The sequence below is a fragment of the Massilia psychrophila genome (assembly GCF_002760665.1).
Classification (GTDB): domain Bacteria; phylum Pseudomonadota; class Gammaproteobacteria; order Burkholderiales; family Burkholderiaceae_D; genus JAFCUW01.
Window position 1 is genome coordinate 139,681 of sequence record NZ_PDOB01000003.1, and the last position, 24,160, is coordinate 163,840.

Below are 24,160 nucleotides of genomic sequence, written 5' to 3' on the forward strand. Positions count from 1 at the left end.
AAATGACGGTCAACGACATTCCATTGATTTCGTTCTTCCAGCGCGTGCTCGATCCGCTGATCGTCATGGGGACGTTGTACCTGTGCTCGCTGCTATATCACGAGACCTTTACCGGCTATTCGCTGGTGTTGATGATTCTCGCCTTTTTCATTTCGTCGGCGGTGTACCAGCATATCGATCCCTACCGCACCTGGCGTAGCGGACGCATGCTGGCGTACGCGCGCGACACTGTCGTCGGCTGGTGCATCACCGTCGCCGTACTGCTGTTTCTCGGCTCGGCCAGCGGGCTGTCCTATTACTACGACGAACGGATGGTGCTGGCCTGGTTCATCGCCACGCCGATCATCTTGCTGGTTAGCCACATTACAGTGCGGCGCGCTTCCGGCGGGCCCAAGAGCAGTAGCGAAGTGCGCTCGGTTGTGGTGATCGGCGCCAACGACGTTGGCATCAAGTTTGCCGGCATTTGCGAGAAGCATTCGAACCTGTTCATGCACATGCACGGTTATTTCGACGACCGCACGTTGGACCGCCAACCAGCCGGGATGCACCATCCGATGCTTGGCGGGATGAACGAAATCGTCGCCTTCGTGCGCGAACACAACATCAAGATGATCTTCATCAGCCAGCCGATCTCGGCCCAGCCGCGCATCCGCAAGCTGCTCGACGAATTGCAGGACACCACCGCCTCGGTTTACTTCCTGCCTGACATCTATATCTTCGACCTGATGCAGGCGCGCTTCGACAACGTCGGCGGTATGCCGGTGATCGCTATCTGCGAAACCCCATTCATGGGCCTCAACAGCGCCATCAAGCGCGCCAGCGACATCCTGTTCGGCCTGGCGATCCTGCTGCTGTTGGTGCCGTTGATGGCGGTGGTGGCGCTGGCGGTCAAATTCAGCTCGCCGGGGCCGGTAATTTTCCGCCAGCGCCGCTATGGCCTGTATGGCGAGGAGATCATCGTCTACAAGTTCCGTTCGATGACAGTAACGGACGACGGCAACGCCATCGTCCAGGCCAGCAAAGGCGACCGCCGGCTGACCGCGATCGGCGCTTTCCTGCGCCGCACCTCGCTCGACGAATTGCCGCAGTTCGTCAACGTGCTGCAGGGGCGCATGAGCATCGTCGGGCCGCGCCCGCACGCGGTCGCCCATAACGAGCTGTACCGCAAGCTGATCAAGGGTTACATGCTGCGCCACAAGGTCAAGCCCGGCATCACCGGCTGGGCCCAGGTCAACGGCATGCGCGGCGAAACCGCCACCCTCGACAAGATGCAGGCACGTATCCAGTTCGACCTCGATTATCTGCGCAGCTGGTCGGTGTGGCTCGACCTGTGGATCATCCTCAAGACCGTCAAGGTAGTTCTGGCGCGCGAGAACGCTCATTAACAGAGGGGATTAAACAGCATGAAAAAAGCACTCATTACAGGCGTCACGGGGCAGGACGGTTCCTATCTCGCCGAGTTTTTGCTGGCCAAGGGCTATGAGGTTCACGGCCTCAAGCGGCGCGCCTCGCTGTTCAATACAGAGCGGATCGACCACATCTACCAGGACCCGCATGCGCCGGAGCCGAATTTTTTCCTCCATTACGGCGACCTGACCGATACCTCGAACCTGACCCGTATCCTGAAGCAAGTGCAGCCCGACGAGGTCTACAACCTGGGCGCGATGAGCCATGTGGCGGTGTCGTTCGAGTCGCCCGAGTACACCGCCGACGTTGACGGCGTCGGCACCTTGCGCTTGCTCGAGGCGATCCGCTTCCTCGGCATGGAAAAGACCACGCGCTTTTACCAGGCATCGACTTCCGAACTGTTCGGCCTGGTGCAGGAAACGCCGCAACGCGAAACCACGCCGTTCTATCCGCGCAGCCCATATGCGGTGGCCAAGCTGTACGCCTATTGGATCACCATTAATTACCGCGAGGCCTACGGCATGTACGCCTGCAATGGCATCCTGTTCAATCACGAGTCGCCGCGGCGCGGTGAAACCTTCGTTACGCGCAAAATCACGCGGGCGCTGGCGAACATTGCCCAGGGCCTCGAGCGCCAGCTCTTTCTGGGTAACATGGACGCGCTGCGCGATTGGGGCCATGCGCGCGACTACGTCGAAATGCAGTGGCTGATGCTGCAGCAATCGCACGCCGAAGACTTCGTCATCGCCACCGGGCGCCAGTATTCGGTGCGCCACTTCGTCGAAGTTGCCGCACGCGAACTGGGGATGGAAATCGACTGGCAGGGCAGTGGCGTCAACGAACGTGGCATCGTTGCTTTCATGAGGGGCGAAAACTGCGACGGCGTACGGGTCGGCCAGACTATCGTCGCGGTCGACCCCAAATACTTTCGCCCGACCGAGGTCGAAACCCTGCTGGGCGACGCTACCAAGGCGCGCGAGCGGCTAGGCTGGACGCCGCAAACCGGCTTCGAGTCGATGGTGCAGGAAATGGTTGCGCACGACCTTGACGCGGCGCGCCGCCACAAGCTGCTCAAGTCGCACGGCTACCGCATTGCCATTTCGCTGGAGTAGCACGATGAATAGCGCACAACCCCGTATTTTCGTCGCCGGCCACCGCGGACTGGTTGGTTCGGCCATCGTGCGCGTGCTGCAGGCGCAGGGGTTGACCAACCTTGTCACGCGCACCCGCGCCGAACTCGAGCTTACCGACCAGGCCCAGGTGCGCGCTTTCTTCGAAAGCGAACGGGTCGACCAGGTCTACCTGGCCGCAGCCAAGGTCGGCGGCATTCACGCTAACCATACCTATCCGGCCGAATTCATCTATGACAACATGATGGTCCAGACCAACGTGGTGCACGAGGCCTGGCGCAGCGGCGTACACCAACTGCTGTTCCTCGGCTCGTCGTGCATCTATCCGCGCATGGCGCAGCAGCCGATCCGCGAGGAATCGCTGATGAATGGCCCGCTCGAGCCGACCAACGAGCCATACGCCATGGCCAAGATCGCCGGCATCAAGCTATGCGAGAGTTACAACCGGCAGTACGGCACCGATTACCGCAGCGTGATGCCGACCAACCTGTACGGCCCGGGCGACAACTACCACCCGCAAAACAGTCATGTGATCCCGGCGCTGATCCGGCGCTTCCACGAAGCCAAGCTGATCGGTGCGGAACAAGTGGTGATCTGGGGCAGCGGCAATGCGATGCGCGAATTTCTGTATGTCGACGACATGGCCGCGGCCAGCGTCTACGTCATGCAGCTCGACCATGCCAGTTACGGCGCCAACACCGCCCCGATGCATTCGCACTTGAACGTCGGCACTGGTGCCGATACCACGATCAGCGAATTGGCCAAACTGATCGGTAAAACCGTTAGCTTCAGCGGCAAGATCGTGTTCGACACGAGCAAACCCGACGGCACTCCGCGCAAATTACTCGACGTGTCGAAATTGCAGTCACTGGGCTGGTCGGCCCGTATGCCGCTCGACGTTGGCTTGCAGCATGCATATCGTGCCTTTCTGGCTACCAACAAGCTACCTTGAGGTAGCGATTGGTCAAACATTGCGCCGATCACCGCAACGCATGAGGAACCTATGTTTAATCAAATCATCCTACCTGTCATGAACGCATCTATTCCTACTACGCGCGTGCTGTGCGCCGCGCTCATCTTGGCGGCGGCCGGCCTGTCGGCGTGCGACAACAAAGCCAAGCAAGCCAAGCCGGGGCAGGCACTGGCCAGTGTCAACGGCGCCGAAATCACCGTGCTGCAGCTGAACGAAGAGTTGCAGCGCGCCGGCATCGGTCCCAGCCAGCAAGAAGCGGCCAGCAAGCAACTGCTGCAGGCGCTGATCGATCGCCAGCTGTTGCAAGGCGAAGCGGCGCGCGAAAAGCTGGAGCGCGATCCCAAGGTTATGCAGTCGATCGAGCGCGCCAAAGCGTTGATTGTTGCGCAGGAGTATTTGCGCAAGCGTATTGGCAACTTGCCACGGCCAACCGCGGCCGAGGTGGAAGATTATTTTAACAAGAACCCGCAATTCTTTTCCCAGCGCAAGCAATTCCAAATGAATGAACTCGTGATCGCCACAACCGACATGACACCGGCGTTAAAAGTCGCGGCCGATAGCGCCAAGTCGCTCGAGGAGGTGGCGGCCTGGATGGATGCGCAGAAGGTCCGCTTCGCCCGCGCGCAGTTGACGCGCAGCACGGCCGACCTTAGCCCCGAAATGTCGACCCAGCTGCTGCGCATGCCGAAAGGCCAGCTGTTCATCGTCAAGGAAAACGAGCGCACGCTGTTGATTTCGATCACTGAAATCCGCGAAGCGCCGGTGCCCCTTGAAGTTGCGTCCCAGCAGATCGAGCAGTTCCTCGTCAACAAGCGCACCAAGGAAAGCGCGGCGGCCGAACTGACACGGTTGCGGGCCAGCGCCAAGATCGAATACCTGAACAAGTCAATGGCGGCGGACGCAAAAGCGGTGACAGGCGCTGCCGCCGCGCCGGCCAGCGGTCTCGGCGCCCCGGCTGCGCCCGCCGCCGCCGCCAAGGCTGCGCTCGAGCGCGGCGTTGCCGGCTTGAAATGATCAACTTTAACTTCAAGGGGAATACAATGAAACGATTCACTCAATCGATTGTTGCGGTGCTGCTGGCATGCATGGCGTTGGTGTCCGTTGGCGCCATGGCGGCGCCGGCCGAAGTGCCGCTCGGGCCAGGCGACGTGGTGCGCCTGTCGGTCTACGGCAACCCCGACTTGAGCCTGGAGACCCGCGTCAGCGAAACCGGCGCCATCACCTTCCCGCTGGTCGGTCAAGTCGCCGTCGGCGGGCTGACGGTGGCAATGGCCGAGAAGAAAATCGGCAGCATGCTCGAGACGGGCGGCTACCTGAAAAAGGCCCAGGTCAACATCATCGTCTCGCTGCTGGCCAGCCAGCAGGTGTCGGTGCTCGGCCAGGTGAACCGCCCGGGCCGCTACCCGGTCGATGGCAAGCGCAGCGTGCTCGACGTGCTGGCGCTGGCCGGCGGCATCTCGGTCGAAGGCGGCGACGCCGTCAGCCTGGTACGCACGCGCAATGGCAAGACCAACCGCGAGACGCTCGACGTGGTGCAGATGGTGCGCTCGGGTGCGCTCGACGGCAATGTCGACGTTACCGGCGGCGACATGATTTTCGTCGAGCGCGCGCCGCGTTTTTACATCGTCGGTGAAGTGCAGCGGCCAGGCGCTTTTCGCGTCGAGCGCCAAATGACGGTGCAGCAGGCCTTGTCGGCCGGCGGCGGCCTGACCCCGCGCGGCAGCAACAACGGCCTGCGTATCACCCGCAAGGACCCCAGCGGCAACGCCAACACGTTCGACGTCAAGTACAGCGACCTGGTCCAGGTGGACGACGTCATCACGGTGCGCGAAAGCTGGTTCTGAATTTTTTCCTCGGGAGTTTCGCATGAACCTGCATCAGTTCCTGTTAATTATGCTGGCCAAGAAGAAGGTCATCCTGGCCACGCTGGCGGTCACCGTGCTGCTGACGCTCGGCTTCAGCCTGGTGCAGCAGAAAACCTACAAGGCGACCGCTTCGGTCCTGCTGAACTACAAGGGGGTCGATCCGCTGACCGGCCTGACCATGCCTGGCCAGCTGCTGCCCGGCTATATGGCGACTCAGATAGACATTATCACCAGCAAGAACGTCGCGCTGCGCGTGGTTGATGCGCTCAGGCTGGCCAGCAGCAGCGTCATCCTGGCGCAGTTCAACGCCAGCACCGAGGGGCGCGGCAACGTGCGCGACTGGCTTGCCGAGCTGCTGCTGAAAAAGCTCGAAATCCTGCCCTCGCGCGAGAGCAGCGTCGTTGAAATCAGCTTCAAGGGTTCCGATCCGCAATTCGCCGCGGCGGTGGCGAATGCCTTCGCCGACGAATACCAGCGCATCAGCGTCCAGCTCAAGACCGAACCGATGAAAAAAGCGTCGACCTATTTCAACGAACAAACCAAGCTATTGCGCGACAACGTTGAAAACGCCCAGGCGCGGCTATCGAAATACCAGCAGGAAAAAGGCATCGTCAGCCTTGACTTCAACCGTGCCGACGTCGAACTGGCGCGGCTCAATGAATTGTCGCAGCAGCTGGTGGCAGTTCAGGGCCAGGAGATCGAGGCAAACTCGCGCGGTCGGATGGCGAGCCGCGGGGCGGCCGACTCACCTGACGTCGTCAACAACGGCCTGATCCAGAGCCTGCGGATCGGCCTCGCCACCGCCGAGGCCAAATTCTCAGAAACGTCGCAGCGGCTGGCACCGAACCACCCGCAATACCGTGCCAACAAGGCCGAGCTCGACAAGATGCGCGCCGATCTGGCCAGCGCGCTCGGCTCTGTCGCCCGCAGCGTCGGCAACAACGCCGTGGTGCAGCGCCAGCGCGAAGGCGAACTGCGCAGCGCGCTGGCCGCGCAAAAGGACAAGGTACTCGAACTGAACCGCGCGCGCGACGAGCTCGGCGTGCTGCTGAAAGACATGGACAGCGCCCAGCGCGCCTTCGACGCCGCCTCGCAGCGGCTGTCGCAGACCCGCATCGAGGCCTCGTCCGAGCAGTCCGACATCTCGATCTTGAACCCGGCCGTGGCGCCGATCGAGGCGTTCGGCCCGCGTGTGCTGCTCAACACGCTGGTATCGGTGTTGCTCGGCACCGTGCTTGGCGTCGGCATCAGCCTGCTGATCGAAATGATGAACCGGCCGATCCGTTCCGCCGCCGACATGAAGGAGTTGCTTGGCCTGCCCGTGCTGGGAACGGTCGAGTGGCGTCATCCGCACCCGCGCGCGCGCGGCCTGCGCTCGCTGATGGGGCCGCGCCGCTTGCGGCTGAACTAACTCATGGACAATGCGATGAATTTTCCGGCAGTCACTGAAGCCTTCGGGGCCAATTCCACCGCGCCCGAATCGTGTATCGGCGTGATGTTGCTCGACTCGGGCAAGCTCACGCCGGAAGGCGCCGAACGGGTGTTGCGGATGCAAAAAGAGCTCGGCATCCGCTTCGGCGAAGCGGCCATTCGACTCGGCCTGATCAGTGAAGCCGACGTCCAGCAAGTGCTGGCGCGCCAGTTCGCCTATCCCTACCTGCTCAAGGGCGAGTCGGCGCTGTCGCCCAAGCTGGTCGCCGCGTTCGAGCCGTTCAGCGTGCAGGTCGAATCGCTGCGTGCAATCCGCAGCCAGCTGATGCTGCGCTGGTTCGCGCGCGGGCGGCGCGCTCTCGCTATTGTCGGCGCTGACGCCGAAGACGGCGCCAGCATTCTCGCGTCTAACCTGGCGGTGGTGTTTTCCCAATTGGGGGAACAGACGCTGCTGGTCGACGCCAACCTACGTGGCCCGCGCCAGCAGGAAGTGTTCGCGTTCAAGCCCGGCCTGGGCCTGTCCGACGTACTGGCCGGGCGCGCCGACCTTGACGTGATCGCCAGAATAGGCGCTCTGGTCGACCTGTCGGTGATGCCGTCGGGTACCTTGCCGCCGAATCCGCAGGAGTTGCTCAGCCGTGAAGGCTTCCGCAACCTCAACGCCCAGCTCGAGAGCCGCTACGACATCGTGCTGTACGACGTGCCGCCGTTTGCGAGCGGGGTCGACGCAATGGCGGTGGCCAGCCGCGCCGGTGGCGTATTATTGGTAGCGCGCAAGGACCATACCCGGATGGCGGCTCTCTCCCATATGGCCGACCAGCTGGGCGAAGCCGGTGCCGAAGTGGTCGGCTCGGTCGTGGTGGATTTCTGATGATTTCCCCCGCGCGCGCCGGCCTGGTTCACAACGCCGCACAGGCGCGCGCCGTGCTGCCCGAGTGGTGGCCGGTGCTGGCAGGAATGGCGCTGCTGTTCGGGCCGACGTTTTACGACCTGTTCACCGGCGCCTGGATCGGCGAAGAGCAGGGCCACGGGCCGATCATCTTTGCCCTGGCGCTGTGGCTGATCGCGCGCAAGTGGCCCGCCACGCTGGCGCCGCCGCACCCACACCTGCAGTCGCAGTCAGCAGGATCCTGGGCCGGCTGGCCGCTGCTGGCCGTTGGGCTCGGGCTTCACCTGCTGGGGCGTTCACAGCACATTCTGATGTTCCAGATCAGCGCAATCATCTGCGTGATGGCGGCGGTACTGCTGGTCAAGCGCGGCGCGGCAGTGGTCAGGATGCTGTGGTTCCCGTTTTTCTTCATGCTGTTCATGGTGCCGTTGCCGAGCGAATTAGTGGCGACCTTGACGTTGCCGATGAAGATGGCGGTGTCGTACGCCACCGAGCAGCTGCTGTTTTTGGCCGGCTACCCGATCAGCCGTTCCGGCGTGGTGCTGCAGATCGGCCAGTACCAGTTGCTGGTGGCCGACGCCTGCGCTGGCCTGCAAACCTTACTGACGCTCGAAGCGCTCGGCCTGTTCTACCTGAACGTGGTCCAACATACATCGGCGGTACGCAACGTCGCACTGGCGCTGCTGATCATCCCGATCTCGTTTTTTGCCAACATCATCCGCGTCATCACGCTGACCCTGATTACCTATCATTACGGCGACGCTGCCGGCCAGGGCTTTCTGCACGGCTTTGCCGGCATGGTGCTGTTCCTGACCGCGCTGTCGCTGATTGTGTTTGTCGATTCGGCGTTGCAATGGGGCGTGCGCCTCAAGGGGGCGCGGTGACGCGCGGCCTGGCCGCCAGCGTGATGCTGGGGTTGGCAATGGCGGCCACCTCGGCGCTGACGGGCGCGCTGACGCCGACAGTAAAGCTGTCGCAAATGCAGGCCCAGTTCAAGCTCGAGACCATGATCCCAGCCGCATTTTCCGACTGGACGGTCGACGCCACCGTCGTGCCTGTGCAAGTCGATCCGGAGCGCCAGTCGGTGCTGGAGAAAATCTACGACCAGACGCTGTCGCGCACCTACATCAACAAGGCTGGCGACCGGGTGATGCTGTCGATTGCGTATGGCGGCGACCAGAGCCGCGCGCTGCAGTTGCACCTGCCGGAAGTGTGCTACGCGGCGCAGGGATTCGACATGCTCAAGTCAGGCGAGGGCGCGCTGGCGACCCGTTTCGGCGCACTGCCGGTCAGGCGCCTGGTGGCGAAGCAGAACAGCCGCGTCGAGCCGATCACCTACTGGATCACGGTCGGCGACAAGGCCGTCAAGTCGAGTTTTGAACGCAAGCTGCAGCGGCTGGCGTACGGCCTGTCAGGAAAGATTCCCGACGGAATGCTGGTGCGTGTGTCGTCGATCCAGGCCGACGAAGAGAGCGCCTATCGCCTGCAGGACCGCTTCGTCGGCCAGATGCTCGACGTACTCGACGGCAAAGACCGCGTCCGCCTGCTCGGTTCGCCCGGGCAGGGCGGCTAGCGGCCCGATGTCGATGCCAATGCCGACGACGGCGTAACCGGAGCTGGGCGATGGACGAACTTCTGATCTATTTTTACACCTCGCTGCCCTTCGTCGTGGTGCTGGCGCTCGCCGCGCTGTCGGTGGCCGGCATCGGCATCGGGATGGTGGCGCCGCGGCTGCTGGTGTATCCCTACCTGGCGATTTTCTTCCTGATCAACTCGACCAACTATGGCAACCTTGCCATCGTTTCTTACGGCAGCGGCATCTACAGCCGCGGCTCCGGCCTGCTGTATTTTTCGTTGCTGCTGTGGTACGTACTGGGCGCCTGGTGCTGCGCCCGTGCCAGCGCCAGCTTCAGGGGCCTGGACAGCGCGCCATGCAACCTGCGGCCGTGGTTTCTTGGCTGGACGCTACTGCTGCTCGGCCACGTCGTCGTCGCCATCTTCGTTGGCAAAAAATTGTCCGAAGCGCTGGCGCCCAGCGGGTTTTCCAACATCATCTGGATGGCGCCGCTGGTGTCGCTGATGTTGCTGGCGTTTCGCACCCGCGAACACGCGGTCGAACTGGCCCGCTTCATCATGCTGGCCGGTCTTGGCCGCGCGCTGTTCGGGCTGGCGCGCTGGGCCGTGGGCGGTGGCGACCCGAACAATGTGTACGCCAACATGAACGCCATTAAGATCAAGCTGACCTTTTTCGACATCAACGACAGCCTGCTGTGTGTGCTGGCGTTCTCGATTGCCGCCGTGCAGCTGTTCCAGGCCGCCAAGGTGGCGCGCCCACGTATCTGGACCGCGTTCGAATCGATGACCCTGGCGACGACGGCGCTGTGCATCGTGCTGTCCTACCGGCGCACCGCGTGGATCGGGCTGGTGCTGGCGCTGCTGGTGGTGATATGGCGTTTTCCGCTGCGCCGGCGCCTGCAGCTGATCGCGCTCGGCCTGCCGTTCGTCGCTCCCGCGCTCGGCTACGTCGCGCTCAAGCGGCTGTCGCAGACCAAGGGCGCCGGCGGCGGCCTGGGCAGCCTGGCCTATGACATGCAGCCGCGCCGCTTCGGCGCCGAGAGCGAACGGGTGGTCGAACTGAAGCTGGCGCTGGCCGATTTCCTGTCCAATCCGCTGACCGGCATAGGCTCCTGGGGCCGCTACAGCGGCCATCAACGCATTTCATGGCAGGCCGGGCCCGAGGGCGGCCAGTTCATTCACAGCGGCGTCCTGCATATTGGCCTCAAGACCGGGCTGATCGGCCTGGTGCTGTTTGCCGGCACCGTGTGGGCTTTCGTCCACTTTTCACGCCGCGCCCTGCGCGAACTGCCGCCGGAGTTGCTGGGCCTGGGTACGGCCGGGGTGGCCGGGCTCGCCTTCATGCTGCCAGATCTCCTGGTCGGCACGCCATTCCCGCAGGTGCGCACCAGCCAGATGCTGGCGGTCTGCTTGGCGCTGCCTTACCTGGCGATGGCAGCGACCAACGCCGCACTGGCGGCGCGGCCGGCCGTCGTTACCGCTACGGCATCGCGCAACCAGCCGGCGCCGGCCTGATGAAGCTGCGGCTGGCCAGCAATGCATTGGCGAATCTGCTCGGCGCACTGGTGCCGTCGCTGGTGGCGCTGGGCACCGTGCCGCTGGTGGTGCGCGAACTGGGCGACGCCAGCTACGGCGTGTATTCGCTGGTGACGGCGATCGTCGGCTATTTCGCGGTGATCGACATCAACGTGACGGCCGGCTCGGTCAAGTTCATTGCCGGATTCAGCGCGCGCAAGGAATATACAAAAATCGGCGAAACAGTTTTTTTTGGCATCATGGTCTACGCACTGATTGGCGTAGTTGGCGCGCTTGGCCTGTACGCCGGCGCGCATTTTTTTGTCACCGAGGTGTTTAGCGTGCCGGCCGCGCTGGCGGTCGAAGCGACCGCCACACTCCAGCTCGCCGCTCTCGGTTTTTTTCTCGGCCAGCTGCAGAACTACCTGCAAAGCGTGCCCCAGGCGCTGATGCGCTACGATGTGTCGAGCCGGCTCGAGATGCTGTTCGGCATCGCCGTGCCGCTGCTGACGGTGCTGGTGCTGATTGCCGGCCACGGCCTGTTCGAGGTGGTGCTGGTGCGGGTCGCCTCCAGCGCGCTGCATTGCCTGGTGCTGTGGCGCGCGATCCGCCGGCTGCTGCCCGTCCTTGCGCTATGTTGGCCGGGCCGCTCGACTAGGCGCGGCCTGCTCGGTTTCAGCGCCTGGTCCGTCCTCAGCCGCTTCGCCTCGCTGTCCTACGCGCATGCCGACAAGCTGATCATCGGCGCGTTGGCCGGTGTCACCGCGCTGACGTATTTCACCATCGCTGCGACCCTGGCCAATCGCGTGCTCGGGCTGACGTACCGGCTGTCCAGCGTCTTGTTCCCGGCCGCCAGCGCGCTGGCGGCCAATGGCGAACTGGCGCGGCTCGACCGGCTGTACCTGAAGGCGACCCGCTACGTGGTGTTCTTCAACGCCGCAATGCTGGTGCTGGTGGCGGTGTTCGCCCACCAGATCCTGCTGTACTGGATGAATGCGCAGTTCGCCCGCCAGGGCGCACTGGTGCTGGCGGTGATGGCGGGGTCGCAATTCGTCGACTCGCTCACCAGCCTGCCGTCCCTGGTCAACGACGGCATGGGCCACCCGCGCGTGTCGGGTCTGTTCGCCCTGGTGCGCGCGTGCGCGGGCGTGCTGATGGTCTGGCTCGGCGTGGCGTGCTGGGGCATCGATGGCGCCGCCTGGGGCCACCTGGCCGCGTCGCTGTTGCTTTCGACCGCCTTCATCGTCTACGTGCACGGACGCACCGTGCCAACCGACTTGCGCCGACTGCTGCTGCGCGGGTATGCGCCGACCTTGTATAGCGTGCTGGGCGTCGCTTTGTTCGCGGCGCTGGCCGAGCACCTGTTCGCCCGCACCGCGTTCGATTTTGTCTTCCTGCTGGCGGTCACGGTGGCGCTGTTGTTCATGGTCGGCATGCTGTTCGTCATCGACAAGGACGATCGCCTTGTTGCCTGGACCCGCGTCAAGGCTTGCCTGGGACAACTGGCGTGGAGATCCTGATGGCGTCCGAAGACCTGTCCGGCGTCCACACCGGCGGCCTCGGCAAGCACGTCGTCAATCTGGGAAACGCCTTGCGGGCGTTGGGCCGCGACGTTGCAAACCTCGGCCGCAACGGCGGTGGCGCTCAATACTGCGCCGCGCAGATCGGTTTCCAGGGGCGCTTCATTGCGTGTTTCGACTGGCGCCGGCCCGGCTGGAAGGAAGCGCAACTGGGCTTGCCGAAACTACTGGAATGCCATGCCGAACCCGCCTAAGTTTTCGATCGTGACCTGTACGTGGAACAGCGCCGCCACCCTGGCCGACACGCTGGCGTCGACCCGCACCCAGAGTTGCCAGGACATCGAACACATCTTCGTCGACGCCGGCTCGACCGACGCCACGCTCGACATGATCGACGCCTATCCCGGCAACAAGCTGCTGCTGCGAGGCGTCAGGGGCGGCATCAGCCGCGCCATGAACCATGGCATCGAAGCGGCCAGCGGCGAATTCGTCGCCCACCTGCATTCGGACGACTATTTTGCCAATGCCGCCGTACTGGCCGGCGTCGCCTTAAATCTCGCCGCCAGCCGCCGCGACTGGCTGTTCGGCGCCGTCGAAGTTCTGAAAGACGGCGCCCTGATCGCGCCGTTTCCAGTGCGCCAGTTCAGCTACTTTGCGCTGGCGTCGGGCGCCGTCTTCATACCGCACCCGGCAGTGTTCGTGCGCAGGTCGCTGTTCGCGCGCGCCGGCATGTTCGACGAGCGGCTCAAGTTTGCAATGGACATCGACCTGTGGCTGCGGCTGGCCGCCCTGAGCCCGCCGGCCGCTCTCGACCGGACGCTGGCGGTGTTCCGCGATCACGCCGGCAGCGTTTCTTCGGCCAACCGGATCCGCGCGCGTCAGGAAGAATTTTGCGTGCGCCGCCGCTACATGGGCAAGGCACCGCTGGCCTTCGGTATCTACTGCTTGCGTTACTTCAAGCGCATGCGCGCGCTGCGCCGCATGGCCTGAACAGCGCTGTGTTGGCACGCTTGCTATTACTGTTTCCTTTCGATAATTGTTACATTTGTCCGGATTTTTTGCGGAGAAAGACGTTCATTATTTACTTGATTTCTTTGTGTTGGATTATTGCATTGCACAGTGGAAAATCTTCGTATTCGACATTAAATTGCCGTACGGAAATGTGAGTTGCGGTAACATAAAACCGTGTTCAGCAGCGGCCCGTCAGGAACTCGGGGTCCTGCGCCGCCCTTAGCCACGCAAGCAGTTCTGTTCAACATCATCGGAGTCATGTCATGAAATTCCCCCGTCAAGAGATCAGGCGCATGCTGGCCATTTCCGCGCTTTTGTTGTGCTCGAGCGCGCGCGCCGACTGGGCCCAGTCGTCCGATGTACTGGTGGTCAAGCCGGCCCCCGAGCTGGGCCAGGTGCAGGCACAAAATCCTCCTGGATTCACGTGGGCGCGCCATCCGACCGGCGCCGCCCAGTACGAAATCGAGATCACGCTGGACGGCGCCACGCCCGAGAGCGCCATTGTCGAGCGCAACTGGTACCTGCCGGCCAAGGCCATGGCCAACGGCACCTACAACTGGCGGGTGCGTCCGCTCGGTTCGACCGACTGGTCGGCCGCGCGCCGCTTCGTCATCGCCGCCCGTTCAAGCATCTTCGAAGTACCGGACAACGCCACCCTGCGCGCCCGCATCATCGCCCGCGGCCATCCGCGCTCACTGCCGCCGTCGTTCGTGCCGATGACGCAGTGGAGCGCTGCGCGCATGCTCGCGCTCGAGCCCTTCACCAGCCGCATGACGAACGAAATCAAGCTGCAGATCAACGCGCTGCCGCTGCTGTCGGACGCGCGCTGGCCGGTGATTATCTCGGCGCCGCTGACGGCGTCGATGAACGTCCAGCAGACCGACATCCGCAACCGCATCAACGAAACGAGCCGCCAACTGCAGGCGGCAGCGGTGATGTGGCGCCTCAAGGGCGATCCGATGTACCTGGCCGAAGCGCTGCGCAAGGGCGACGCCATCGCCTCGCTCGATACGGCGGGACCGACCAGCTTCGCCAATCAGGACCAGGCCACGCGCGAAATCGCGGTGGCGCTGGCCAAGGGGCTCGACGTGCTGGCGGGCGGCCTCGATGCGGCCCGCAGGGCGGCCTGGCTGGCTGCGATCACCACCCGTACCGATGAAATATACGCCAACCTGGCCGGCGCCAATGGCCGCCTCGACCAGTTCCCGTTCGACTCGCACGCCAACACCAGCCTGGTGTACCTGGTGCTGATCTCGAGCCTGACCCTGGGCGACATCCCGCAGGCGCAGAAGTGGTTCGACTTCTCGTTTCGCGCCTACGCCAGCAGCACGACGCCATGGAGCGGCCCGGAAGGCGGCTATGCCAACGGCACCGCTTACGCCGAATATACCGCCGGCTACCTGGTGGCGCTGTGGGACCCGCTGTCGCAGGCCACCGGCATCAACTTCTACGCCAAGCCATGGGCCTCGGGTTTTCTGGAATTCGCTGCCCAGTTCACACCACCCGGCGCCCGCACCCACGTGTTCGGCGACGCCTCCGATACCAAACCCGACACCCGGGTCTTCCACGCCTTTGCCTCGCGCCTGTGGTCGCCCCGCGCCGCCTGGTACGTGAAAAACCTCGGCGGCACCGAGGACACGCTGTCGCTGCTGCAGGCGCCGTACCCGCTGCCGGTAGCTTCCACCACGTACGTGTCGGCGCCGTCGAATTCGGCTTTCTTTCCGAGCATCGGCTGGACCGCGATGCACAGCGACCTGAACTCGCTGAACCGCACCTCGGTGTACTTCAAGTCCAGTCCGTACGGCTCGTTCAATCACAGCCACGGCGACCAGAACGCCTTCGTGCTGTCGGTGGCCGGCCAGCCGCTGCTGGTCAAGGCTGGCTGGTACGACTGGTACGGCTCGCCGAACTGGCTCACCTGGTACCGTCAGACCCGCTCGGCCAACGCAGTCACCTTCGACGGCGGCAAGGGCCAGTTGATCGACGGCTACCGCGAGACGCTGCAGCGTAACGGCAAGATCACCGCCTTCTCCGCCCAGCCGACCTACGACTATGCCGAAGGCGACGCGCTGGCCGCGTACGGCGCCGCGCTCACGAGCGCCAAGCGCCAGCTGTGGTACCTGCGCAACGTCAACGCCGTGCTGATCCGCGACAAGCTGGCGTCGAGCGTGCCGCGCGATTTCGAGTTCAACCTGCACGCGCTGACCGCGTTTACGGTCGAGAGTCCAAACGCCGTCAAGGTCGCCATCAATGGCCAGTCGGTGTGCGTGCGTTCGCTCGGCGCCGGCGCCTGGGCGCCACGCGCCGGCGGCGCGCCGAAGCCTGGCCAGGTCGAAGAGCATGGCGCGTTCACCTTGCAGACCGCCGCCGCCGCACCGGCCGAATTCCTGGTGCTGCTCGACGTCGGCTGCAAGCGTCCGGTAGTGACCATCACCACCTTCGGCGGCATTCGCACGGTTAACGTTGGAGGCCAGGCAGTTACGCTGAACTGATCAACACCACCCCGCGCTCCCGGTGCTACACTCGGCGCGACGATGTCCTTCGTCACTTGCCGTGGCGAAGGACAATTTCGTTTCCGCTCCCTCCACAAGCACGAGACGCGTCCATGCAGCAGGTCATCCTGATCCACGCTCATAAAGATCTTGGGCAACTCAACACACTGGTCAGCCAGCTGCTGGATGACGACTTTCTGATCTACGTCAACGTCGATGCCAAGTCGGCGATCGACGTCAACGGCCTGCATCCGGCGGCGCGCCTTGTGCTGCCGCGCATCGCCATCTACTGGGGCCAGTTCAGCCAGGTCGAGGCCACACTCAATTCGATGCGCCAGATCCTGATTGAGGTGGGCGCCTTCGACAAGCTGGTATTCATCAGCGCCCAGGATGCGCCGCTGCTGCCGAACCGGCGCCTCAAGATGGAACTGGCGGCGCTGGCCGGGCGTGAGCTGCTCGACTGTGTCGCGGTCGGCCCGCACGGCTGGGCATGCGCCGAGCGCTACCAGTATTTCCACGCTAGCGGCGCAGTCAAGGCGCTGGTCTGCCGCGCCGCCAACCACGTCATGCGCGTTGGCGGCCTGCGCCGCGCCATGGTCAACGGCTGGCAGCCGTGGGGCGGCTCGTCCTGGTGGTCGCTGTCGCGCGCGTGCGTCGAGGCGATCCTCAAACGGGTGGGCACCGACCCGGCGATCGTGCGCTTTTTTCGCAGCGTGACCTGTCCCGACGAACTGTTCTTCCAGACCTTGGTGATGAATTCTCCGTTCCGGGGTAGCGTGGTGCTTGAAAATTTTCGCCACATCGACTGGGACGGTGCCAAAGCGCGCCACCCGAAGGTGCTCGACGAACGCGACTTTGCCGCCATCAGCGCCTCGCGCGCGCATTTCTGCCGCAAGATCGAGGCGCCTGCCAGCGCCGCACTGCTGCCGCTGCTGAGCCGGCTGCGCGAAAGCCGCGAACCATGACGCCGCTGCGCCGGGTTCGCGGGGTGCGTCTGTTTCCGCTGTCGATCGCCTTTGTCGTGCGCGACCCGCTGCCGCCCACCCGCGCCGACGTGCTGACCCTGTTCGGCGCCGAATTGCCGCGCTACGGCATCGGCGCCGTGTGGATCGGGCAAGGCACTCACCAGCAGGGCGCATTATCCGGCGCTTTTAGCCCATTCTTCGACGCACTCGGCCTGTGGCGCGCGTGGCGCACCGGCCCGATCGATTGCGTCCAGGTGCGCGACAAGATCGCCGCCGCGCTGGTCGGGCGGCTTGCCGCCGCCATGCTCGGCGTGCCGTTCTTTTACTGGATGTCGTTCCCGATGGCCGAAGGGTATGCCGTGCGCCGCGACCAGATCGGGCAACAGCGGCGCGGCCTGAAGTGGGCCGCCCATGCGCTGCGCGCGGCGCTCGCGCGTGCGCTGGTCTACCGGCTGGTGCTGCCCGCCGCCCGCCACGTGTTCGTCCAGAGCGACGCGATGGCCGACGCCTTGGCGCACCGCGGCGTGGATCGCGCGCGCATGACGGCGGTGCCGATGGGCGTCGACGCCGCCCTGTTCGACCGCAATGCGATAACGCCGGCCCAGGATGCGCGCCTCGACGCTCGCCGCGTCATTGTCTACCTCGGGCGCATTGCGCAGTCGCGCCGCTCCGATTTTTTGCTCGACGTTGTCGAACTGCTGCGCCCGGGCGTGCCGGACGTCCTGCTGGTGATCGCCGGCGACGCCGCCTCGGCAGACGAGATGGCGTGGATGCGGCGCCAGATCGCCACGCGCGCCCTGCAAGAGCACGTGCTGCTGACCGGCTGGCTGCCGCAGCGCGCCGCCCTCGGCTACGCGGTGCGCGCCGAGGTCGGCCTGTCGCCGATTCCGCGCGGCGCCCTGTTCGACGTGTCGTCGCCGACCAAGCTGGTGGAGTACCTCGCGCTGGGTATCGCCAGCGTCGCCAACGACATCCCCGACCAGCAACTGGTGATCGAGCAGAGCGGGGCGGGCCTGTCGGCGCCGATGCAGGCCGGCCCGTTCAGCGCGGCGGTGCGCGCGCTGCTCGATGATCCGGCTTTGCGCTGCCGCCTTGCCGAGCGCGGCCCCGCGTGGGTCAGGCGCCATCGCAGTTACGACATCCTCGGCCGCCAGGTCGCCGAAGCCTACGACCGGCTGCTGCCGCTGCATGGCGTGCACGCCGCCGCGCCGCGTTGAATCATGCCGTATTCTTATTGTGAAACCGGAGGCCGAATGCAAGCGAAGCCGATGTCGATGTCGAAAGCATGCGCATGAATCAGCAGAAGCGGCCACCGCCGCCGCGGGTACTGATGATCGGCACGGCGCCGGGCGGGCAGGGTGGCGTGGCGTCGGTAATCGAAGTGCTGCGCCAGGGCGGCCTGTTCGAGCGCGAGTCGGTGCGCTATCTGAGTTCGCACCGTGAAGGCTCGCGTGGCGCCAAGGCCGGCGCCGCCTTCAATGCGCTCTGGCGGACAAGCCTGGCTTGCCTGCGCGAGCGGCCCGCCGTGGTGCATGCCCATGCAGCCTCGCGCGCCAGTTTTGTCCGCAAGTCGCTGCTGCTCTTGATCGCGCGCTCAAGCGGCTGCCGCACCATATTCCACCTGCACGGCGCCGAATTCGACCGGTTCGCCGGCGCTGAATCGGGCGCAGCGCAGCGCTGGTGGATCCGCCACACTCTCGAACGCAGCTCGGTGGTGATCGCGCTGTCGGACAGCTGGGCCGCTTTCCTGCGCGGCTTCGCGCCCGCCGCGCGCATCGTGGTGGTGCCCAATTCGGTGCCGCTACCGCCCGCAATTGAGCTCGATCGCACCAAAGAACAGCCGGGACGCATCCTGTTCCTTGGCCGCGTCGACGCCGGCAAAGGCGTCTTTGAACTGCTCGAAGCGGTAGCGGCACTGGCGCTGTCGTTCCCCCAGGTTCACTTGGTGATCGGCGGCGCCGGCCAACTCGATCAGGTGCGCCGGCGCGCCGTTGACCTTGGCATCGGCGAGCGCGTCTCCTTGCCCGGCTGGGTGCAAGGCGCCGACAAACAGCGCGAACTGGCGCTGTCCCAGGTGTTCTGCCTGCCGTCGCATGCCGAAGGCTTGCCGATGGCGCTGCTCGAGGCGATGGCGGCGGCCAAGGCGGTGGTGGCCAGCACGGTCGGCGGCATCCCCGAGGCGGTCGCCGACGGCGCCAACGGGCGCTTGGTGGCGCCGGGCGATGCCGAAGCGCTGGCCGGCGCGATCAAAGCGCTGCTGGGCGACGCCGCGCTGCGCGCACGCCTGGGCGACGCCGCGCGCGCCACCGTGCAAGAGCGCTTCAGCACCGAGGCCGCGCTCGGCCAGTTGTCAACGCTGTACCGTGAGCTGGCCGAAGGTGGCCAATGAGGTCGTCCATCGGGATGCCGCGGGCGTTGTGGCTGCTCAACCGGCTGCGCTGCATGCGGCCCGCTGAAGTTGCGTACCGGCTGCGCCAGGCCGGCATCAACCTGCTCGAAAAACGCGGCTGGCTCGACACGGTTAACGGCGGCGCCATTCAAGCAAGTCCGCGCCAGCCCGGCGTCCTCAAACTGTTGCCGCTGGCCGACGGCGAACGCGACGCGCTGCTGCTGGCGGCCGACCGCATCTGCGCCGGTCACGTCACGCTGTTCGCCGGCCGCAGCTTCAACGTCGGCGCGCTGCCCGAGTGGAACCGCGACCCGGCCAGCGGCATCCTCGGCCCGGCCGTGTATGCGGGCGGCATCGACGTGCTCGACCACGCGCTGGTCGGCGACATCAAATATGTGTGGGAGCTGAACCGCCACCTGCACCTGGTGCGGCTGGCGCAGGCGTCGCTCGCCAGCGTTGATCCGGTCTACCTGCGCACCCTGGCGGCGCAACTGCGCGGCTGGCTCGACCAGTGCCCGCCGCTACGCGGGCCGAACTGGACCAGCGGCCTGGAAATCGGCATCCGCCTGCTCAACTGGAGCCTGCTGTGGCAACTGATCCAAGGCGACGCCAGCGCGCTGTTCGCCGGTGCCTCAGGCCAGCGCCTGCGCACAGATTGGCTACACAGCATTCAGGCCCACTGCCGCCATATCGAGCGTCACCTGTCGCGCCATTCGTCGGCCAACAACCACCTGATCGGCGAACTGGCCGGGCTGTTCGTCGGCGCCGCCACCTGGCCGTGCTGGAGCGCATCGAAGCGCTGGCGTGCGCTGGCCGCGGCCGGACTCGAAGACGAGGCCGTGCGCCAGTATTCGCGCGACGGCGTCAACCGCGAGCAGGCGTTTTCCTACCACGTGTTCAGCGCCGAATTCCTGTTCGCCGCCGGCCTCGCCGGCCACGCCTGGGGCCAGCCGTTCTCGTCTCGATACTGGCAAATCCTGGGGCGCGCCGTGCGCTTCCTGCGCTCGGTGCGCGATATCGAAGGCCACGTGCCGATGATCGGCGACGCCGACGACGGCGCCGCCTTCCGCCTCGGCGTTGACGACGACGACCGCGCCGCCCAGCTGCTGGCGCTGGGCGCGGCCGTGTTCGACACCGTGTTGGACAATTCGCCGCCAGGCAGCGCCGGCGCCCGCTGGCTGCTGCATGCCTTGCCCGGCGCGCGGCCCGCAACCGGCTGCGCTGCGTCGGAAAGCGCCCCCGGCTGGGCGTTCTCCGAAGGCGGCTACCTGCTGTTCGGCAGCCGCTTCGGTGCGCCCGACGAAATCAAGGGCATGCTCGACTGCGGCCCGCTCGGCTACCTCGGCATCGCCGCGCATGGCCACGCCGACGCGCTGGCCATCACGCTGTCGGTGGCGGGCGAAGAGTGCCTGGTCGACCCTGGCACCTATTCTTACTGGCAGGAGCAGAAGTGGCGCGACTATTTTCGCGGCACGTCGGCCCACAACACCGTGCGCATCGACGGCCTCGACCAGTCCGTCAGCGGCGGGCGCTTCATGTGGCTCAAGAAAGCTGCCGCCAGCATCGAGCGCATGCCGCTGGCGCCCGGCCAGTTCGACTTTTGCGGCTCGCACGACGGTTACCTGCGCCTGCCTGACCCGGCCCGCCACCGGCGCCGCGTGCGCTTCGACGAGGCAAGCTCGACCCTGGTGGTGATCGACGAAGTGGCGGCCAGGGGAGAGCACCGGCTCGAACAGTTCTGGCATTTCGCGCCCGGGCTGGCGCTGTCGCTGGCTGGCGACGGCTTGCACGTGCGTGGCCGCCGCTTCGCGCTGCATATTGAAGTAAGCGGCGTGAACCTGGTTTTGGAACTTGTCAGCGGCTGTGAGAATCCACCACTAGGGTGGTACTCGCGCAGTTATGAATCGAAGCAGGCGTGCGACGTGTTCAGAATAACAAGCTTGTCGGGCGCTGTTCCGGTAGAGTGCCGGTTTACAATATCGTTTGCAGGGCACGGCAGGCAGTTGCAGCATGCGCCGGGCCCGACCTGATGAAGGCGGCAATCATGCAACGCATCACGTTGATGGGATGTCAGATCGATAATTTGTCAATGGAAGACACCCTCGTGAAAGTAGAGGGCTTCGTCCAGTCCGGCCAACCGCACCAGCACGTGGTGGTTAATGTCGACAAGCTGGTCAAGGCCAGCCGCGACGAGTCGCTGCGCCGCGTCATTAACGATTGCGCGCTGGTCAACGCCGACGGCATGCCGGTGGTGTGGGCGTCGCGCCTGCTGGGCACGCCGCTGAAGGAAAGAGTGGCCGGGGTCGACCTGTTCGAGGCGCTGATGGAGCGCGCCGCCGACAGGGGCTGGCGCGTGTTCCTGCTCGGCGCGCGCGAGGACGTGGTACTGGCGGTGCGTGACGCCTATCTGCGCAAGTATCCGCACCTGCTGGTCGCCGGCTGGCGCAACGGTTACTGGGACGGCGAGCAGGAAGAGGCCGAAGTGGTCGAGCAGATCCGCGCCAGCCGGGCCGACCTGCTGTTCGTGGCCATCAGCTCGCCAAAAAAAGAGATTTTCCTGGGGCGTCACCAGGCGGCCATGCGAATTCCGTTCGCAATGGGCGTGGGCGGCACCTTCGACGTCGCCATCGGGCGTATCCGGCGGGCGCCGCGCTGGATGCAGCAGTGCGGCCTCGAATGGCTGTTCCGGTTCATGCAGGAACCGCGGCGCTTGTTTCGCCGTTATTTTATCGACGACATGGCATTCATCTGGCTGTTTATCAAGGAAGCGGCGCGGCGCTAGGCCCGCGCGACATTTTTACTATTTTTTAGGTGAACACGACAATGAATATTCTGGTTACTGGCGGCATGGGCTACATCGGCTCGCACACCTGCGTCGAGTTGTTGAACGCAGGCCACCAGGTGGTCATCCTCGACAACCTGACCAACAGCGAGCCTGGCGTGCAGCGGCGCATCGAGCAGATCGCCGGCAAGGCGGTATCGTTCGTCGAAGCCGACATCCGCGACCGCACTGCCGTCGAAGCGGCGTTCGGGGCGCACAAGGTCGATGCGGTGATCCATTTCGCCGGCCTGAAGGCGGTCGGCGAATCGGTGCAGCAGCCGCTGCGCTACTACGACAACAACGTCACCGGCAGTATCGTGCTGTTCGAAACGATGGCCAAATTCGGCGTCAAGACGCTAGTGTTCAGCTCGTCGGCGACGGTGTACGGTGACCCTGCATCGGTGCCGATCACCGAGGATTTTCCGTTATCGGCCACCAACGCCTACGGCCGCAGCAAGCTGATGATCGAGGAAATGCTGCGCGACGTCGCCGTCGCCGATCCAGGCTGGCGCATCGCCTTGCTGCGCTACTTCAATCCGGTCGGCGCTCACGAGAGCGGCCTGATCGGCGAAACCCCGAACGGCATTCCGAACAACCTGTTGCCCTACATCGCCCAAGTGGCCGCCGGCCAGCGTGAGCAACTGTCGGTCTACGGCGGTGACTGGCCAACCCCCGACGGCACCGGCATGCGCGACTACATTCACGTCGTCGACCTTGCGCTTGGTCATGTCAAGACGCTCGACAAGCTGGCGACGTCGCCGGGGGTAGTTACGTACAATCTTGGTACCGGGCGCGGCAATAGCGTGCTCGAGATGGTGCGCGCCTTCGAGCAAGCCTGCGGCAAGAAGATTGCCTACCAAGTGGTGGCACGCCGTCCCGGCGATATCGCCAAATGCTATGCCGACCCGACCCGGGCGCGCACCGAACTGGGCTGGACCGCCACGCGCGACGTCGCGCAAATGTGCGCCGATTCCTGGCGCTATCAGACAATGCAGGCACTTCAGGGGTAAGAGAGGACAGACCATGAAAGCGATGATTTTGGCGGCAGGCAAGGGCACCCGGGTGCGGCCGTTGACTTACGATTTACCCAAGCCGATGATTCCGCTGCTGGGCAAGCCGGTGATGGCTTACCTGGTCGAGCACCTGGCCAAGTATGGCGTGACCGACATCATGGTCAACGTCAGCTACCTGCACGAAAAAATCGAAGAGTATTTCGGCGAAGGCGACCAGTTCGGCGTACAGATCGGCTACTCGTTCGAAGGTTACACCAAGGACGACGGCGAAGTGGTGCCGATGCCGATCGGGTCCGCCGGCGGCATGAAGAAAATCCAGGAATTCGGCGGCTTTTTCGACCAGACCACGATCGTGCTGTGCGGCGATGCGCTGATCGACCTCGACCTGAAGTCGGCGTTGTTCGAGCACCGCCGCAAGGGCGCGATGGCCTCGGTCGTCACCCGCGAAGTGCCGTGGGACAAGGTGTCGAGCTACGGCGTGGTGGTCGCCGACGCCGCCGGCCGCATCACCGAGTTCCAGGAAAAGCCGAGCCAGGAAGAGGCGCGCTCGAACTTTATCAGCACCGGCATCTACATTTTCGAACCTGAAGTACTCGACCTGATTCCGTCCGGCGTGTCGTTCGACATCGGTTCCGAGCTGTTTCCGCTGCTGGTCGAGCGCGGCCTGCCGTTCTACGCCCAGCGCCGCCCGTTCAACTGGCTTGACATCGGCACCATGTCCGATTATTGGGAAGTGTTACAGACCGTGCTGACGGGCGAAGTCGCCCACTTGGACGTGCCCGGCACACAGATTGAAGACGGCCTGTGGGTCGGCCTCAACACCCACATCGACTGGAACGGCACCACCATCGAGGGACCGGTGTACATCGGCTCCGGCAGCCGGATCGAGGCCGGCGTGCATATCGTCGGACCGACCTGGATCGGTCACGGCAGCCATATCTGTGCAGGCGCGGAACTGGTGCGCAGCGTATTGTTCGAATATACTCGTGTGTTAGCCGACGTCAGTTTGTACGAAACAATCGTATTCAAGGATTACAGCGTCGATCGCCAGGGCGAAATGCGGCACGTGTCCGAATATTCGTCCGAAGAGTGGGTCAATGCGCGCGACCGCCGTAGTCACCGGCGCACGCAAGGCGAACCAATTACGAGCAAACCATGAAAGAA

Annotated in this window: 21 protein-coding genes; all 21 read left to right on the forward strand. The window is 64.6% G+C overall.

Going from position 1 to position 24,160, the window contains the following annotated elements; translation table 11 throughout:
• Nucleotides 1-2 precede the first annotated feature (2 nt).
• The 21 genes from CR103_RS03595 to CR103_RS03695 all read left to right on the forward strand — a co-directional run bounded on the left by CR103_RS03595 (nucleotide 3) and on the right by CR103_RS03695 (nucleotide 24,155).
• The gene (locus tag CR103_RS03595) at nucleotides 3-1,385 is read left to right on the forward strand and encodes an undecaprenyl-phosphate glucose phosphotransferase (RefSeq protein WP_099914631.1); all 1,383 of its coding nucleotides are present in this window, start codon (nucleotides 3-5) and stop codon (nucleotides 1,383-1,385) included.
• Nucleotides 1,386-1,403: 18 nt separating this feature from the next.
• Nucleotides 1,404-2,519, forward strand: coding sequence for a GDP-mannose 4,6-dehydratase (gmd, locus tag CR103_RS03600; RefSeq protein WP_099914632.1), 1,116 nt, complete (start codon nucleotides 1,404-1,406; stop codon nucleotides 2,517-2,519).
• 4 nt (nucleotides 2,520-2,523) lie between these two features.
• On the forward strand, nucleotides 2,524-3,489 hold the full coding sequence (fcl, locus tag CR103_RS03605) for a GDP-L-fucose synthase (RefSeq protein ID WP_099914633.1): 966 nt from the start codon (nucleotides 2,524-2,526) through the stop codon (nucleotides 3,487-3,489).
• Between the two features lie 78 nt (nucleotides 3,490-3,567).
• Complete coding sequence (locus CR103_RS03610; protein WP_099914634.1) at nucleotides 3,568-4,524, forward strand: EpsD family peptidyl-prolyl cis-trans isomerase; 957 nt, start codon at nucleotides 3,568-3,570, stop codon at nucleotides 4,522-4,524.
• 26 nt (nucleotides 4,525-4,550) lie between these two features.
• Nucleotides 4,551-5,354, forward strand: a complete 804-nt coding sequence (gene epsE, locus CR103_RS03615) for a polysaccharide export protein EpsE (protein WP_099914635.1) — start codon at nucleotides 4,551-4,553, stop codon at nucleotides 5,352-5,354.
• Between the two features lie 22 nt (nucleotides 5,355-5,376).
• Nucleotides 5,377-6,786: a chain length determinant protein EpsF gene (gene epsF, locus CR103_RS03620; protein WP_099914636.1), complete on the forward strand. Its 1,410-nt coding sequence runs from the start codon at nucleotides 5,377-5,379 to the stop codon at nucleotides 6,784-6,786.
• Between the two features lie 15 nt (nucleotides 6,787-6,801).
• On the forward strand, nucleotides 6,802-7,677 hold the full coding sequence (epsG, locus tag CR103_RS03625; protein WP_229442701.1) for a chain length determinant protein tyrosine kinase EpsG: 876 nt from the start codon (nucleotides 6,802-6,804) through the stop codon (nucleotides 7,675-7,677).
• Nucleotides 7,677-8,579 carry an exosortase B gene (gene xrtB / locus CR103_RS03630; RefSeq protein ID WP_099914638.1) on the forward strand — a complete coding sequence of 301 codons (903 nt, stop codon included), beginning with the start codon at nucleotides 7,677-7,679 and terminating at the stop codon, nucleotides 8,577-8,579. The genes epsG and xrtB overlap by 1 nt, the downstream gene beginning before the upstream one ends.
• Nucleotides 8,549-9,268 (forward strand): exosortase-associated protein EpsI, B-type, encoded by a 720-nt coding sequence (gene epsI / locus CR103_RS03635; RefSeq protein ID WP_099914639.1) that lies wholly within the window; start codon nucleotides 8,549-8,551, stop codon nucleotides 9,266-9,268. Before xrtB ends, epsI begins: the two co-directional genes overlap by 31 nt.
• A 50-nt stretch (nucleotides 9,269-9,318) precedes the next feature.
• Nucleotides 9,319-10,785, forward strand: a complete 1,467-nt coding sequence (locus CR103_RS03640; protein WP_099914640.1) for an O-antigen ligase family protein — start codon at nucleotides 9,319-9,321, stop codon at nucleotides 10,783-10,785.
• Nucleotides 10,785-12,305: an oligosaccharide flippase family protein gene (locus tag CR103_RS03645; protein ID WP_099914641.1), complete on the forward strand. Its 1,521-nt coding sequence runs from the start codon at nucleotides 10,785-10,787 to the stop codon at nucleotides 12,303-12,305. Before CR103_RS03640 ends, CR103_RS03645 begins: the two co-directional genes overlap by 1 nt.
• Nucleotides 12,305-12,559 (forward strand): hypothetical protein, encoded by a 255-nt coding sequence (locus tag CR103_RS03650; protein WP_099914642.1) that lies wholly within the window; start codon nucleotides 12,305-12,307, stop codon nucleotides 12,557-12,559. The genes CR103_RS03645 and CR103_RS03650 overlap by 1 nt, the downstream gene beginning before the upstream one ends.
• Nucleotides 12,543-13,295, forward strand: a complete 753-nt coding sequence (locus tag CR103_RS03655) for a glycosyltransferase family 2 protein (protein ID WP_099914643.1) — start codon at nucleotides 12,543-12,545, stop codon at nucleotides 13,293-13,295. Before CR103_RS03650 ends, CR103_RS03655 begins: the two co-directional genes overlap by 17 nt.
• Nucleotides 13,296-13,579: 284 nt before the next feature.
• Nucleotides 13,580-15,808 carry a heparinase II/III domain-containing protein gene (locus CR103_RS03660; RefSeq protein ID WP_229442703.1) on the forward strand — a complete coding sequence of 743 codons (2,229 nt, stop codon included), beginning with the start codon at nucleotides 13,580-13,582 and terminating at the stop codon, nucleotides 15,806-15,808.
• Nucleotides 15,809-15,921: 113 nt separating this feature from the next.
• Complete coding sequence (locus tag CR103_RS03665; RefSeq protein ID WP_099914645.1) at nucleotides 15,922-16,773, forward strand: beta-1,6-N-acetylglucosaminyltransferase; 852 nt, start codon at nucleotides 15,922-15,924, stop codon at nucleotides 16,771-16,773.
• Nucleotides 16,770-17,990 carry a glycosyltransferase gene (locus CR103_RS03670; protein WP_229442705.1) on the forward strand — a complete coding sequence of 407 codons (1,221 nt, stop codon included), beginning with the start codon at nucleotides 16,770-16,772 and terminating at the stop codon, nucleotides 17,988-17,990. The genes CR103_RS03665 and CR103_RS03670 overlap by 4 nt, the downstream gene beginning before the upstream one ends.
• A 74-nt stretch (nucleotides 17,991-18,064) precedes the next feature.
• Nucleotides 18,065-19,162, forward strand: a complete 1,098-nt coding sequence (locus CR103_RS03675; RefSeq protein ID WP_229442707.1) for a glycosyltransferase family 4 protein — start codon at nucleotides 18,065-18,067, stop codon at nucleotides 19,160-19,162.
• Nucleotides 19,159-21,192, forward strand: a complete 2,034-nt coding sequence (locus tag CR103_RS03680; RefSeq protein ID WP_099914646.1) for a heparinase II/III family protein — start codon at nucleotides 19,159-19,161, stop codon at nucleotides 21,190-21,192. The genes CR103_RS03675 and CR103_RS03680 overlap by 4 nt, the downstream gene beginning before the upstream one ends.
• Nucleotides 21,193-21,251: 59 nt before the next feature.
• A complete protein-coding gene (locus CR103_RS03685; RefSeq protein WP_229442709.1) occupies nucleotides 21,252-21,944 on the forward strand; it encodes a WecB/TagA/CpsF family glycosyltransferase in 693 nt (230 codons plus the stop codon).
• A gap of 41 nt (nucleotides 21,945-21,985) precedes the next feature.
• A complete protein-coding gene (galE, locus tag CR103_RS03690; RefSeq protein ID WP_099914647.1) occupies nucleotides 21,986-22,993 on the forward strand; it encodes a UDP-glucose 4-epimerase GalE in 1,008 nt (335 codons plus the stop codon).
• Between the two features lie 13 nt (nucleotides 22,994-23,006).
• Nucleotides 23,007-24,155, forward strand: coding sequence for a nucleotidyltransferase family protein (locus CR103_RS03695; RefSeq protein WP_099914648.1), 1,149 nt, complete (start codon nucleotides 23,007-23,009; stop codon nucleotides 24,153-24,155).
• The last annotated feature ends 5 nt before the right edge of the window (nucleotides 24,156-24,160 follow it).

Bases quoted from the DNA above. Each gene is read 5' to 3' on its own strand.
- CR103_RS03595 (WP_099914631.1), top strand. From the start codon at position 3: ATGACGGTCAACGACATTCCATTGATTTCGTTCTTCCAGCGCGTGCTC.
- gmd (WP_099914632.1), top strand. From the start codon at position 1,404: ATGAAAAAAGCACTCATTACAGGCGTCACGGGGCAGGACGGTTCCTAT.
- fcl (WP_099914633.1), top strand. From the start codon at position 2,524: ATGAATAGCGCACAACCCCGTATTTTCGTCGCCGGCCACCGCGGACTG.
- CR103_RS03610 (WP_099914634.1), top strand. From the start codon at position 3,568: ATGAACGCATCTATTCCTACTACGCGCGTGCTGTGCGCCGCGCTCATC.
- epsE (WP_099914635.1), top strand. From the start codon at position 4,551: ATGAAACGATTCACTCAATCGATTGTTGCGGTGCTGCTGGCATGCATG.
- epsF (WP_099914636.1), top strand. From the start codon at position 5,377: ATGAACCTGCATCAGTTCCTGTTAATTATGCTGGCCAAGAAGAAGGTC.
- epsG (WP_229442701.1), top strand. From the start codon at position 6,802: ATGAATTTTCCGGCAGTCACTGAAGCCTTCGGGGCCAATTCCACCGCG.
- xrtB (WP_099914638.1), top strand. From the start codon at position 7,677: ATGATTTCCCCCGCGCGCGCCGGCCTGGTTCACAACGCCGCACAGGCG.
- epsI (WP_099914639.1), top strand. From the start codon at position 8,549: ATGGGGCGTGCGCCTCAAGGGGGCGCGGTGACGCGCGGCCTGGCCGCC.
- CR103_RS03640 (WP_099914640.1), top strand. From the start codon at position 9,319: ATGGACGAACTTCTGATCTATTTTTACACCTCGCTGCCCTTCGTCGTG.
- CR103_RS03645 (WP_099914641.1), top strand. From the start codon at position 10,785: ATGAAGCTGCGGCTGGCCAGCAATGCATTGGCGAATCTGCTCGGCGCA.
- CR103_RS03650 (WP_099914642.1), top strand. From the start codon at position 12,305: ATGGCGTCCGAAGACCTGTCCGGCGTCCACACCGGCGGCCTCGGCAAG.
- CR103_RS03655 (WP_099914643.1), top strand. From the start codon at position 12,543: ATGCCGAACCCGCCTAAGTTTTCGATCGTGACCTGTACGTGGAACAGC.
- CR103_RS03660 (WP_229442703.1), top strand. From the start codon at position 13,580: ATGAAATTCCCCCGTCAAGAGATCAGGCGCATGCTGGCCATTTCCGCG.
- CR103_RS03665 (WP_099914645.1), top strand. From the start codon at position 15,922: ATGCAGCAGGTCATCCTGATCCACGCTCATAAAGATCTTGGGCAACTC.
- CR103_RS03670 (WP_229442705.1), top strand. From the start codon at position 16,770: ATGACGCCGCTGCGCCGGGTTCGCGGGGTGCGTCTGTTTCCGCTGTCG.
- CR103_RS03675 (WP_229442707.1), top strand. From the start codon at position 18,065: ATGAATCAGCAGAAGCGGCCACCGCCGCCGCGGGTACTGATGATCGGC.
- CR103_RS03680 (WP_099914646.1), top strand. From the start codon at position 19,159: ATGAGGTCGTCCATCGGGATGCCGCGGGCGTTGTGGCTGCTCAACCGG.
- CR103_RS03685 (WP_229442709.1), top strand. From the start codon at position 21,252: ATGGAAGACACCCTCGTGAAAGTAGAGGGCTTCGTCCAGTCCGGCCAA.
- galE (WP_099914647.1), top strand. From the start codon at position 21,986: ATGAATATTCTGGTTACTGGCGGCATGGGCTACATCGGCTCGCACACC.
- CR103_RS03695 (WP_099914648.1), top strand. From the start codon at position 23,007: ATGAAAGCGATGATTTTGGCGGCAGGCAAGGGCACCCGGGTGCGGCCG.